Source organism: Methylomonas defluvii (genome assembly GCF_033949435.1).
GTDB lineage: Bacteria > Pseudomonadota > Gammaproteobacteria > Methylococcales > Methylomonadaceae > Methylomonas > Methylomonas defluvii.
Window position 1 is genome coordinate 107,523 of record NZ_JAXARY010000002.1, and the last position, 12,534, is coordinate 120,056.

General features: G+C 52.5%; 11 protein-coding genes and 2 tRNA genes. 4 read left to right on the plus strand and 9 right to left on the minus strand.

What is annotated here, in order from left to right:
* Positions 1-19: 19 nt before the first annotated feature.
* The 7 genes from truB to QLH52_RS03610 form a co-directional block, all read right to left on the minus strand.
* Positions 20-937 carry a tRNA pseudouridine(55) synthase TruB gene (gene truB, locus QLH52_RS03580; RefSeq protein WP_319960555.1) on the minus strand — a complete coding sequence of 306 codons (918 nt, stop codon included), beginning with the start codon at positions 935-937 and terminating at the stop codon, positions 20-22.
* Entirely contained in the window at positions 937-1,353 is a 417-nt protein-coding gene (rbfA, locus tag QLH52_RS03585; protein WP_319960556.1) for a 30S ribosome-binding factor RbfA, read from the minus strand. The genes truB and rbfA overlap by 1 nt, the downstream gene beginning before the upstream one ends.
* A complete protein-coding gene (gene infB, locus QLH52_RS03590; protein WP_319960557.1) occupies positions 1,353-4,064 on the minus strand; it encodes a translation initiation factor IF-2 in 2,712 nt (903 codons plus the stop codon). The genes rbfA and infB overlap by 1 nt, the downstream gene beginning before the upstream one ends.
* Positions 4,065-4,078: 14 nt before the next feature.
* Positions 4,079-5,590 (minus strand): transcription termination factor NusA, encoded by a 1,512-nt coding sequence (nusA, locus tag QLH52_RS03595; protein ID WP_319960558.1) that lies wholly within the window; start codon positions 5,588-5,590, stop codon positions 4,079-4,081.
* On the minus strand, positions 5,580-6,065 hold the full coding sequence (gene rimP / locus QLH52_RS03600; protein WP_319960559.1) for a ribosome maturation factor RimP: 486 nt from the start codon (positions 6,063-6,065) through the stop codon (positions 5,580-5,582). The genes nusA and rimP overlap by 11 nt, the downstream gene beginning before the upstream one ends.
* A 542-nt stretch (positions 6,066-6,607) precedes the next feature.
* Positions 6,608-6,683: transfer RNA gene (locus QLH52_RS03605), tRNA-Phe, on the minus strand.
* A 23-nt stretch (positions 6,684-6,706) separates the two neighbouring features.
* A tRNA-Phe gene (locus QLH52_RS03610) sits at positions 6,707-6,782 on the minus strand.
* A 192-nt stretch (positions 6,783-6,974) separates the two neighbouring features.
* Here QLH52_RS03610 and QLH52_RS03615 point away from each other — a divergent pair.
* Together QLH52_RS03615 and dhaK are read left to right on the plus strand one after the other, a co-directional pair.
* Positions 6,975-7,796 carry an HAD-IIA family hydrolase gene (locus QLH52_RS03615; RefSeq protein ID WP_319960560.1) on the plus strand — a complete coding sequence of 274 codons (822 nt, stop codon included), beginning with the start codon at positions 6,975-6,977 and terminating at the stop codon, positions 7,794-7,796.
* A gap of 33 nt (positions 7,797-7,829) precedes the next feature.
* On the plus strand, positions 7,830-8,816 hold the full coding sequence (gene dhaK / locus QLH52_RS03620; protein ID WP_319960561.1) for a dihydroxyacetone kinase subunit DhaK: 987 nt from the start codon (positions 7,830-7,832) through the stop codon (positions 8,814-8,816).
* 13 nt (positions 8,817-8,829) lie between these two features.
* Here dhaK and dhaL read toward each other — a convergent pair whose 3' ends face one another.
* Positions 8,830-9,477, minus strand: a complete 648-nt coding sequence (gene dhaL, locus QLH52_RS03625) for a dihydroxyacetone kinase subunit DhaL (protein WP_319960562.1) — start codon at positions 9,475-9,477, stop codon at positions 8,830-8,832.
* A 164-nt stretch (positions 9,478-9,641) separates the two neighbouring features.
* Positions 9,642-10,154 carry a hypothetical protein gene (locus QLH52_RS03630; RefSeq protein WP_225893059.1) on the minus strand — a complete coding sequence of 171 codons (513 nt, stop codon included), beginning with the start codon at positions 10,152-10,154 and terminating at the stop codon, positions 9,642-9,644.
* 272 nt (positions 10,155-10,426) lie between these two features.
* Here QLH52_RS03630 and QLH52_RS03635 point away from each other — a divergent pair, with 272 nt between their 5' ends.
* Positions 10,427-11,602: an acetylornithine transaminase gene (locus QLH52_RS03635; protein WP_319960563.1), complete on the plus strand. Its 1,176-nt coding sequence runs from the start codon at positions 10,427-10,429 to the stop codon at positions 11,600-11,602.
* A 2-nt stretch (positions 11,603-11,604) separates the two neighbouring features.
* Entirely contained in the window at positions 11,605-12,504 is a 900-nt protein-coding gene (gene argF / locus QLH52_RS03640; RefSeq protein ID WP_319960564.1) for an ornithine carbamoyltransferase, read from the plus strand.
* Positions 12,505-12,534: the final 30 nt, after the last annotated feature.

Sequence of the window (12,534 nt, forward strand, 5' to 3'; positions counted from 1 at the left end):
TGCGGTTTTTCCCGGAAAATCAAGTTGTTTGATCTTCCAAATGAAATAGTTTTTTCGACGCTAGTTTACCATCCAATAGAATTTCTCCCAACCCCAAAAAGGCCTGCGGCGAGTATATTCTGACCTGGCCGGCCATACCGCCGTTAAAGGCTATGCGCTGACCAAGCTTGATTTTTTCGGCCTGCTCAGTAGACAAAGATACCTCCGGGATCGCCTTCAGGGGTACATCCAGTTCGATTAAGGTATTCTGCAATTCTGCAAAGCCCATAGCCTGCAACTGCTGCAAGGTATAAGCTTGCTCCAGATCGAACATACCCGCCTTGGTTCTGCGTAACGCAGTTACCGTGCCGCAGGTCCCTAGCCTGTGACCAATATCTTCCGCCAGCGAACGAATATAAGTACCCTTAGAGCAAAATACATCCAGCGTCAATTGCCCCAATTCGGCATCGAAATTTAACAGCTGCAATTCATAAATAGTGATGACCCTGGGCTGACGGTCCACGGTTTTGCCTTCCCTAGCCAACTCGTACAACTTTTTGCCTTGATGCTTGAGCGCCGAATACATAGGCGGCACCTGCTCGATCGGCCCGGTGAAATACTGCAAACAAGCTTGCAACTGCACGCCATCCAGGGTTGGCACCGGCATTTCGGCGACGATTTTACCTTCGCTATCGCCGGTATCGGTCATCACGCCCAATTGTATCGTTACCTGATAACGCTTATCGTCATCCAGCATCAATGCCGAGACCTTGGTCGCCTCACCGAAGCACAAGGGTAACAAACCGGTAGCAAGAGGATCCAGCGCCCCGGTATGCCCGGCCTTGTTGGCATTAAATAATCGCCTGACTTCCTGCAAGGCCTGATTGGACGATGCGCCTAAACGTTTATCGAGCAGCACGATGCCATGTACATCGCGCCCGGACTTACGTTTTGCCATCAATCGTCCTGTTGCGGTTTATCGGCTCCAGCTTCCGGCGCAGCAACAGCATCCTTAATTTCGTCGTGATGCAAATCGCCCAGTAACTCGGCGACGCGCATCCCGGTGTCGAAGGAGTGGTCATAGTAAAAATGCAGTTCCGAGATATGCCGCAAACGCATGCGCCTAGCCAGCTCATGCCGAATAAACGGCGAAATTTCGTTCAACACCTTCACATTCGCGCGCTTAGCGGCATCGTCCTGGGCATCCAACACCGTCACGAATATCTTGGCGACCGCTAAATCCTTGGACAACTCAACGTCGTTAATCGTGACAAAACCCAAACGGCTGTCATCGACATCGCGCTGTAAAATCGACGCCAACTCTTTCTGCATTTCCGATGCAACCCGCTGACTGCGGCCGAACTCTCTTGCCATTAGATTTCCCGTCTGACTTCGATACGTTCAAACACTTCGATCTGGTCGCCGTTTTGCACATCGTTGTAGTTTTTCACGCCGATACCGCATTCCATGCCCATTTTCACTTCATTGACATCGTCTTTGAAGCGGCGCAGGGATTCCAGCTGGCCTTCGTAAATCACCACATTGTTGCGCAATACGCGAATCGGCAGATTGCGTTTGACGAAGCCGTCGATAACCATACAACCGGCCACCGCGCCGAATTTCGGCGAACGGAATACGTCCCGCACTTCGGCCAGACCGACGATTTTTTCCTGAATTTCCGGCGCCAACATCCCGCTGATCGCCCGTTTCACTTCATCGATCGCTTCGTAGATGATGCTGTAGTAATGCAGATCGATGTCTTTTTCTTCGATCAATTTACGAGCCACCGCATCGGCACGCACGTTGAAACCGATCAAGATCGCGCTGGAAGCCAATGCCAGGTTAGCATCGCCTTCGTTGATACCACCAACACCACCGTAGATGCATTTAACTTGCACCTCTTCGGTGGACAAGCCAACCAAAGACTCACGCAAGGCTTCCAAACTACCTTGCACGTCGGTTTTGATAACGACGTTAAGTGTGGACGTTTCGCCGGCGGACATCCGCGAGAACACGTCGTCCAATTTTGACGCATGTTGCGCAGCGTGACGGGTGGAGCGTTTGCGATCTTCCCGGTGAGCGGCAAGCTCTCTAGCAACCCGTTCATTCTGAACCACCAGGAATTCATCACCCGCATCCGGGGTACCGGACAAGCCAAGAATCTCCACAGGCATACTAGGCCCAGCCGACTTAATAGCGTGGGCGTTTTCGTCGAACATTGCCCTTATCCGGCCATATTCGTGACCGCAGAGGACGAACTCGCCTTTGCTCAACGTACCTTTTTGAATCAATATCGTCGCCACCGCGCCGCGGCCTCTATCCAGACGCGATTCGATACAAATACCGGAGGCGATGCCATCGACCGGCGCTTTCAATTCCAGCACTTCCGCCTGAACGATCAGCGCTTCGATCAATTCATCAATACCGGTACCCACTTTCGCCGATACCCTCAGGAATTGCACATCGCCGCCCCACTCTTCCGGCACCACATTCAAGTTGGCCAGTTCTTGCATGACGCGGTCCGGATTCGCTTCCGGTTTATCGATTTTGTTCAAGGCCACGATGATGGGCACATTCGCGGCGCGCGCATGATCGATGGCTTCTCTGGTTTGCGGCATCACACCGTCGTCAGCAGCCACCACTACGATCACGATGTCTGTTACTTCCGCACCACGCGCCCGCATCGCGGTAAACGCGGCATGGCCTGGCGTATCCAGAAATGTGACCGCACCGTGGTCGGTTTTAACCTGGTAAGCACCAATGTGTTGGGTAATCCCGCCCGCTTCGCCGGCAGCAACCCGGGTTTTGCGGATGTAATCCAGTAAAGAGGTTTTACCGTGGTCAACGTGACCCATGATGGTGACAATAGGCGCTCTCAGCTGAACTTTACGTTCGTCGCTATCACCTTGCACCTCGGCCAGCATTTCCTGTTCAAAGTCATCCTCGCTCTGCATGATGGCTTTGTGGCCCATTTCCTCAACCAAAATCACCGCCGTTTCTTGGTCGATGGTTTGATTGATCGTGGACATGATGCCCAGCTTCATCAAATGCTTGATAACTTCGGCAGCCTTGATGTTCATTTTTGCAGCCAAATCCGAAACCACGATGGTTTCCGGAATGGTGACGTCATACACAGTCGGCGCCACCGGCTTCTCAAACTTATGTCGAGCCTGATTGACATCGATCTCGAATTCAGGTTTTTCCCGACGCGATGGCGCCTTGCCTTTTTTACCTTTGCCCCCGCGACGCGCGGCATCACCGCCGCCGCCAATATCACCATCGGTAGATGGGCCGCGGGTGGGCTTGAATTCGGCTTTTTTCTTATGCAGCGTGGTTTGTTGCTGCTTGGCTTCGGCTTTTTGTTTGACTTTTTCCGCGGTTCTTTGCACCGCAGCTTCCAGCCTTTCTTTCTTTTCTTTTTCCAGACGCTGCTCTTCGGTCAGCTCCGGCGCCGCAATCGGCGCGGGTGCTTCAGCCTTAGCGACCCGCTCAGGCTGGGCTTCGGCAGCAACCGGCAATGCCTCGGTCACCTGCTGCTCTGCAGCAACCGGTTCCGCGCTCACCGTCACAGCGGGTGCGGCCGCATCAACCGACTGAGCAATTTCCGCGCTGACCACCACTTGCTCTTCTGCGGCAGACTGAACAGCCTTCTGTTCGTGCAATTGCTTACGCTTTTCTTCTTCGATCGCTTGTTGCCGTCTCTGTTCTTCCAAAGCTTGTTTGGCTAATTCGGCCTGTCTTATTTCGTCGTTTACAGAGGAGGCATCGCTGCGCTTGATATAAGTCTTTTGCTTGCGCACCTCGACACTGACGGTTTTCACCGCGGTACCCGGCGGTGAGGATTGCCTTAATTCGGTTTTGGTACTGCGTTTCAAAGTAATGCGTTTGGGGGCGGCGGCTTCCTGATCGGCGTCCGACTTGCCGTGGCGCTTGCGCAAATGCGCGAGTAATTTGACTTTCTCTTCGTCGTTTATCACATCATCGGGCGCGCTGGCGGTCAAGCCGGCTTCCTTCAATTGTTCTATAAAACGCTCCAAAGGGATGCCAACAACCTCTGCCAATTCCTGTACTGTTTTATCGCTCATAGTATCCTCCTGCCTCAGCCCTTATCCTCTGCGAACCAAGATTCGCGGGCTTTCATGATTAGTTTACCAGCACGCTCCTCGGTCATGCCGGTAAATTCGATAATGTCGTCTATCGCCTGCTCCGCCAAATCGTCCAAAGTCACAATGCCCTTGGCCGCCATTTGGTGCGCCAACTCTTCGTCCATCCCATCCATGCTCAACAATTCCTCGCTAGGCACGGCGGTTTCAATTTTTTCTTCGGATGCGATAGCACTGATTAACAAAGCATCCTTGGCGCGAGTGCGCAAAGCTTCCACCAACTCTTCGTCGAAGCCTTCGATTTCCAGCATTTCGTCGACGGGGATGTACGCAATTTCCTCAATGTTATTCAATCCCACATCAACCAAAATACTGGCGATTTCTTCATCGACATCCAACAACTCCATGAACTGCTGTTTGGATTTGGCGGCAGCTTCGTCGTGGTTTTTATCTACTTGCGCAGCATCTTGAATGTTTAATTCCCAACCGGTCAATTCGGTAGCCAGACGCACGTTTTGGCCGCCACGACCGATGGCTTGCGACAAACTGTCGGTAGCCACCGCCACGTCCATGCTGTGCTTATCTTCGTCGACCACAATCGATTGAATTTCGGCCGGCGACATGGCATTAATCACGAATTGCGCGTCGTTGCTGTTCCATAAAATAATATCGACCCGCTCGCCCGCCAATTCATTAGAGATGGCTTGAACCCTGGAGCCACGCATACCGACACAAGCACCAACGGGGTCCAGGCGCGGATCGTTGGCTCTGACAGCGATTTTTGCGCGGGAACCGGGATCGCGAGCCGCCGCCAAAATATCAATCAAACCTTCACCGACTTCCGGTACTTCCAAACGAAACAGCGCAATCAATAATTCCGGCGCGGTACGGCTAACAAACAGCTGCGGACCGCGTGGCTCGGAACGTACGGCTTTCAAATAGCCACGCACCCTATCACCCATTCTAACCGGCTCTTTCGGGATCATATCTTCCCGGGCAATATAGGCTTCGACATGACCACCCAAATCCAGGTAAACACTGCCTTTCTCCAAGCGTTTGACAACACCGGTGACCAACTCGCCAACCCGGTCCTGATAGGCTTCGACAATTTTCTTGCGCTCGGCTTCGCGAACTTTTTGAATAATGACTTGCTTGGCAGTCTGCGCGGCAATCCGGCAAAAATCGACCGATTCGATTTCTTCTTCTACGTAGTCGCCGACTTGAATATTAGGATTATCGAATTGCGCAACTTCCAGCAACACCTGCCAGCCAGGATGTTCGACGTCGCCGTTAATCTCGGGATTCGCATCGACGACCAACCACCGCCGATAAGTCAAGTAATCACCAGTATGCCGATCAATGGCTACTCTAGCTTTAATTGGATTTTCGTAACGCTTGACAGTCGCCGCTTCCAAAGCGGATTCAATGGCCTGAAAGATAATTTCCTTGTCTATTTCTTTTTCGTTAGCAAAAACATCTGCCACCAATAAAATTTCTTTATTTGCCACTGCGACCTCCTTTATTGATTATGTAATCCGGCACCAAGCGTGCCTTGCTCATTGCCTGAAACGGGATTTTTAACAACTGCTCACCTTCCTGTACCAGAATGGCATCGTCTTCGACCACCTTGATCTGGCCGGTAATTTTGCGGCGTTTATCGATGGGCTTGAATAAGCTCACCAGCACAGTGCTCCCCAAAAAACGTTGAAATTGGCTGAGTTTGAAAAACGGCCGATCCGCACCCGGCGAGGATACTTCCAGATGGTATTCACCTTGAATCGGATCTTCGACATCCAGCACCCCGCTAATCTGGTGGCTAACCTTGGTGCAATCGTCCAGCAATATCCCATTGTCGCTGTCGATATAAATGCGCAACATGCCGTGTGTTGGATGCGGGTTGTACTCTATCCCCACACACTCATAGCCAAGACCTTCCACAATTGGCTCGATCAATTCCACCAAATGTTCAGGAGCCTGTTTCATTAACGCCTCACCTTTTCAAACCCAAAAAAAAAGAGCCTCAGGCTCTTCCATAAACAACCAAAACCCGCGGGCTTCGCGTTTTTCGAAAGCCCACAAAAGAAAAAACCCCTGAAAGGGGCTTTCTTAGCAAAACCACGCCTGAAACAGCATTGAGGAGAACTCACTCGTTTATCGAGACAATAATCTCAAAAAACCACGCTTATCAGGAAACAATTTACCGCCTCAAAAACTGCGGCGAAAAATTAAAAACCGAATTATAACCATATCTTTCAAGGATGTAAATCGACATTCCACGCCACCCTACAAGTACTTGGCTAAATCCTGAAACCTGCACTCTCGACAGAATTGTATTCACACCGAAATTTACAAGGATGACACAGGAGACAGAGCCCGCAGACTCGCTCACCATCGAAATCGTCCAAAGGTATGGCATTGAACCGAGCCGCTATTCGTCAGCTACTTACCGACTGAAACAAAGAAAATCTTGGATTTGAGAGACTCTAGCCGATCAAACGCTATTGCGAGGGGAATATTTGTTCAGGTGGTGCCCAGGGACAGAATCGAACTGTCGACACGAGGATTTTCAGTCCTCTGCTCTACCGACTGAGCTACCTGGGCAGCGACTTAACCTAAAACCAGAATGGTGCCCAGGGACAGAATCGAACTGTCGACACGAGGATTTTCAGTCCTCTGCTCTACCGACTGAGCTACCTGGGCGTCAAGAGCCGCGCATTAAACTAGGTTACAAACAATTAGTCAAGGAAAATACCACCAATCCCGGCTAACTGGACAGCAGGCGGTGATGTATGCAATTCTTCCGCACCGCAAATTCCTGACATTTTTAGCGCCAAATATCAGACTTTGCAGACACAAACCCCATTTAAACAACCCAAACAACCGAGACCGTTTATGCAAGCTTTCACCGACATCCGCGCCCTGATCATAGACATGGATGGGGTACTTTGGCACGGCGACCGAGCTCAAGCCGGACTCGTAGATTTTTTTCAGACTCTGCGCGAACTAAAGCTACCCTTCATCCTGGCCACCAATAACGCCAGCCTGACAGCGGAACAGTATGTCGATAAGCTGGCAAAAATGGGCGTAACAATCGCACTAAACGAGATTCTGACTTCTGGCATGGCCACCGCGCTATATTTGTCCGAACGCTACGACCCACAGAATACTCGCGTATTTGTAATCGGCGGCATTGGTGCCCGCCAGCCTCTATTGGATTTGGGATTTAAACTTACCGGACTTTACGAGACCGAGCCCGAACAGCGCGCGCATCTGGTTGTTTGCGGCATGGACAGAGAATTAAGCTGGGACAAACTGGCCACCGCCACCCTGAATCTGCGAGCCGGCGCGCACTTCATCGGCACCAACGGCGACCTTTCGCTACCGACCGAACGCGGCGAAACCCACGGCAATGGCGCCATTTTGGCAGGCTTGACCGCCTCCACCGGCATTAAACCGATGATTATCGGCAAGCCGGAGCCCATCATTTACCGACAAGCATTGAACCTGCTGAATGTCGACCCCGCCTATACTGTCGCTATCGGTGATCGGCTGGATACCGACATTCTTGGCGCAGTGCGCACCGGTATCCGCAGCCTAATGGTGCTCAGCGGCGTATCCACCGAACAAGATGTCGCTGCAGCGGATTTCGGTCCAACCTGGATTATGCCGGACATACGCGACATCACCGAAAGCTTGCGCCACAGCAAACTCTAAGCTCATTCCACGCCCTAACAGCGGAGGCGAATCATGAAAAAATTTATCGACAGCCCGGACACCTTACTGCAAACCAGCCTGCAGGGCTTTGCCAAAGCCCATGCCGACATCGTGCAATTCAATCCTGAGCCGCGATTTGTATATCGCAACGTGCGTAAAACCGGCAAAGTCGCGCTGATTTCCGGCGGCGGCTCCGGTCATGAACCGCTGCACAGCGGCTTCGTCGGCGTCGGCATGCTGGATGCCGCCTGCCCCGGACAGGTATTTACTTCACCAACGCCTGATCAGATGCTGGCCGCGGCGCAAGCCATGGACGGCGGCGCTGGCGTGCTGTTTATAGTTAAAAATTATGCCGGTGATGTGATGAATTTTGAAATGGCCGCCGAGATGCTGGACCTGCCCAACGCCAGCGTTTTGATTGACGACGACATCTCCTTACCCAAAACCCACAGCATCGGCCGTAGAGGCGTGGCCGGCACCACCATCGTCGAGAAAATCGTCGGCGCCGCCGCCGAATCCGGCGCTGACTTAGCCACCTGCAAGGCACTGGGCGAACGGGTCAATCAAGCAACCGCCTCGATGGGTGTCGCCTTGACCAGTTGTACGGTGCCGGCCTTGGGCCATCCAACTTTTGCTATTGCCGACGACGAAATCGAGTTAGGTGTCGGCATCCACGGCGAACGCGGCCGCGAGACAAAGAAGCTGGTGAGCGCCAGCGAAATTGTCGACCAATTAGCCGGACATATTTGCGATGAATTGCAACCGGCCGCCGGTCAAGCCGTGTTGCTGCATGTGAACGGCTTCGGCGCCACACCATTGATAGAGCTACATTTGATTTACGAATTGGCCTGGCAATATTTCAGCGAACGCGGCGTGATCGTCCAGCGCTCTCTGGTAGGCAACTTTACTACGTCACTGGATATGGCAGGTTGTTCGCTAACGCTGACGAAGCTGGACGAAGAAATGCTGGGTTTGTGGGATGCACCGGTGAATACCGCTGCGTTGCGCTGGGGTTGTTGAAACGGTTAACGACCTAAGCGGCTTGCGCCTGGGCGTTTTTCAACACCTCGGCAATCGCCGCGATCATCAACTGCGCAGTCTTGGCACCGGCATCGATATGGCCCTTGCTGCGCTCGCCCAGAAACGAGGCGCGGCCCTTGGTGGCAAGCATGTCCCGAGTCGCTTCCACGCCTTCTGCCGCCACCAGGCTTAGGCTATCCAGAATCTCGGCCAGCGGCTTACCCGCAGCCGCAAGCTCCCGCAACGCCTTGGCGACCGGCACTAGCACATCCAGCATGGTCTTCTCACCAACATCAGACTTGCCGCGTTGCTTCACAGCCTCGACTGCCTGCAAAAATGCATCAGAAAACCCAGCAAGATCGATAAGCTTGTCCTTAGCATTCTTTGCCAACACGATGAACAAAGTCGCGTACAAAGATCCGGACGCACCACCGACAGCAGCCATCACCGTCATACCGATTTTCTGCCAAGCCGCCACCCAGTCGAGTGTCGCTATCTCACCGGCATGCTCGCGTAAGGCCTGCAAACCACGCTGTAAATTAAACACATGGTCGCCGTCGCCTATCGCTTGATCCAGTTCGGTTACTTCTTCGGCATGCGCATCAATGGTCTCAATCAACGCTTGAATCAATTCCGGAAACAAAGATGGGGTCAATGACATGCCGCCTCCGCGCAACAAAACAATTAAGTTTGCTGAGCATAGCTAAAACGCCCTATTACTGTCCAGCCATACACATTCGCAGACACACTGTGCTAGAGAACATTTGGAAAATTCTCAGCTTCCGCCGAACCGATGACGGCCGAGATAGCTGAATGACTGACGATTTATCTATTTTCCAGCGCCAGCGCATCCAGAAACGGCAACTCCGTATCCGCGTCATACACGCTGAAGTGATATTTATCCTTCAAATATTCCAAAAGCCAGGCGTTGGTGTCGGCTCTGCGCTGCCCGGCAGCCTCGTTCATTTGTTGCAAGCGCTGACGCACCGCGTGTTGCGGCAATAACAACAGCTCAATATCGGCCATTGATACGAATTTTTCCGGATCGGGGTTCTTGCCGTTAAAAATCTTGAATAGCTGATGCTTTTTTAAGCCCAAATGCGTGTTGAGCTCGTCCTTAAACTCGATGAATAACGGTAACAAATCGCTACCGACACACGAGTCTTCATGCAGCTTGTGTAACCGATTCAGCAAATGGTAGACCGCAAACCGGTACAATTCCGACTCACGCACAAACAGCCGAGCGGCCATGGCACGCACGGCAATCCGGTCGGAATTGTTCAACCGGATCGAAACGATGTGTTTTTTATCGTCTAAAAGATGTTCGTTGTCGTTCAACGCAAGTCCTTTGTGATTAATCGCCGGCAAACTCAAACCGGTCGAAACAACTTAATTTCTGAGAATTTAAAGCATCAATGTTACAGATTTATAACAAACGCCCAGACACGCGAAAATTTCCGGCAAATCGCTCGACTATTGCTGCGGACATACGGCAAAACACCGGATTTTGAGGAAAAGTATTTATTGCGTACGCGGGATGAAAAAAATATAATCGCGCGCTTTTTTCGAGCGAATAGCGTTTTTCAAAACACTTTCAGAGTCTTAGCACAATGACCAGTCACATCATGCCTACCTATGCCCGCCAGTCGGTCACTTTTACACGCGGCGAAGGCGCGTGGTTGTGGGATACCGATGGACGCCGCTATCTCGACTCGGTCGCCGGCATTGCCGTGTGCAACCTCGGCCACGCCCATCCGGCCGTGCATGAAGCGCTCTGCCGGCAAAGCAAAACCTTGCTGCATACCTCCAATCTTTACGGCGTAGAGCTGCAGTCGCAACTGGCGGATAGACTGATCGAGCTAAGCGGCATGGATAATGTGTTTTTCAGCAATTCCGGCGCCGAAGCCAACGAAGCGGCGATAAAAATCGCCCGCAAATACGGCCACCAGCAAGGCGTTGAAAACCCAGTAGTGTTGACCATGGAAAAAAGCTTCCATGGCCGGACTATGGGCACGCTGAGCGCCACCGGCAACACCAAGATCAAGCAAGGCTTCGCGCCGCTGTTGGCCGGGTTTACTCATGTGCCGTATAACGACATGTCGGCTATCGAAGCAGCTCTCGCCGCCGATAAAAACATCGTCGCGATCCTGGTTGAACCGGTGCAAGGCGAAGGCGGGGTGAATATTCCGGCGGCGGATTACTTAAACCAAATTCGCGCACTATGTGATCGGCACAATCTGCTGATGATGCTGGACGAAATTCAAACCGGCGCCGGCCGTACCGGGCGCTTTCTGGCTTATCAACATAACGGCATCCTGCCGGATGTATGTACGATGGCTAAAGCCTTGGGTAACGGCGTGCCGATTGGCGCTTGCCTGGCGCGCGGCAAAGCAGCGGACGTGTTACAAGCCGGCAATCACGGCTCGACGTTTGGCGGCAATCCACTGGCGTGCAGCGCGGCCTTAGCGGTACTGGAAACTTTATCAACCAGCACCTTGATCGCCGATGCGCAATCAAAAGGCGAACAAATTTTCCAGCGCTTCAAAAACGCACTGGCAGACACCCCGCATATCGTCGATATTCGCCATAAAGGTTTGATGATAGGCATTGAACTGGATCGGCCTTGCGGCGAATTGGTCGGAAAAGCCTTGGCGGAAGGCTTATTAATCAACGTCACTGCCGACAACACTATCCGTTTGCTGCCGCCGCTAATCATCGACGACGCGCAAATATCAACGCTGACAGACACCCTGACAGCGCTCATTCAGGCATTTTGCAGACAATAACCATGCAACCCAGACACTTCATCAGTCTGCTGGATTTGTCCAGCGCCGAACTACACAACCTGATTCAACGGGCCATTCAGCTCAAATTGCATCGCACCCCGGACTATCAGCCCTTCAAAGGTAAAGTGCTGGCGATGATTTTCGAAAAATCCTCGACCCGCACCCGTATCTCCTTCGAAGCAGGCATGGCCCAATTCGGCGGCAGCGCCCTGTTTCTATCACCCAGAGACACGCAACTCGGCCGCGGCGAACCCTTGGAAGATAGTGCCAAGGTGATCTCCAGTATGGTGGACTGTATTATGCTGCGCACCAACAATCACGAAACGGTCACCACCTTTGCCAAGCACTCGCAAGTACCCGTCATCAACGGCCTGACCGATTTGCTGCACCCGTGTCAATTGCTGGCCGATATGCAAACCTATTTCGAACTGCGCGGCGACATCGCCGGCAAAACCGTAGCCTGGATAGGCGACGGCAATAATATGTGCCATTCCTATATCAATGCGGCTCGCCAATTCGATTTTAAATTGAACATCGCCTGCCCTGTCGATTACCGTCCGCAGCAAAGTATCGTCGATGCCGCCGGACATAGAGTGGCGTTTTTCAATACGCCGGAGCAAGCGGCACAGCAAGCCGATTTAGTGGTGACGGACGTCTGGGCCAGCATGGGACAGGAAGAGGAACAAAAAAAACGCGAATTCGTATTTAAGGATTTTCAGGTCAACAGCAAAACCATGGCTGCCGCCAAAACCGATGCGCTGTTCATGCACTGCCTGCCGGCACATCGCGGCGAAGAAGTGACAGCCGAGGTGATTGATGGTCCACAAAGCGTGATATTTCCGGAAGCCGAGAATCGCCTGCACGCTCAGAAAGCGCTACTGGAATTTCTCATCTGCCGATAATTTCGCTAGAATCGCCGCTTTCTTTACGCC

What these genes read in the sequence shown, in the direction of transcription:
- truB (WP_319960555.1), bottom strand. Translation starts at nt 937, where the DNA reads ATGGCAAAACGTAAGTCCGGGCGCGATGTACATGGCATCGTGCTGCTC.
- rbfA (WP_319960556.1), bottom strand. Translation starts at nt 1,353, where the DNA reads ATGGCAAGAGAGTTCGGCCGCAGTCAGCGGGTTGCATCGGAAATGCAG.
- infB (WP_319960557.1), bottom strand. Translation starts at nt 4,064, where the DNA reads ATGAGCGATAAAACAGTACAGGAATTGGCAGAGGTTGTTGGCATCCCT.
- rimP (WP_319960559.1), bottom strand. Translation starts at nt 6,065, where the DNA reads ATGAAACAGGCTCCTGAACATTTGGTGGAATTGATCGAGCCAATTGTG.
- QLH52_RS03615 (WP_319960560.1), top strand. Translation starts at nt 6,975, where the DNA reads ATGCAAGCTTTCACCGACATCCGCGCCCTGATCATAGACATGGATGGG.
- dhaK (WP_319960561.1), top strand. Translation starts at nt 7,830, where the DNA reads ATGAAAAAATTTATCGACAGCCCGGACACCTTACTGCAAACCAGCCTG.
- dhaL (WP_319960562.1), bottom strand. Translation starts at nt 9,477, where the DNA reads ATGTCATTGACCCCATCTTTGTTTCCGGAATTGATTCAAGCGTTGATT.
- QLH52_RS03635 (WP_319960563.1), top strand. Translation starts at nt 10,427, where the DNA reads ATGACCAGTCACATCATGCCTACCTATGCCCGCCAGTCGGTCACTTTT.
- argF (WP_319960564.1), top strand. Translation starts at nt 11,605, where the DNA reads ATGCAACCCAGACACTTCATCAGTCTGCTGGATTTGTCCAGCGCCGAA.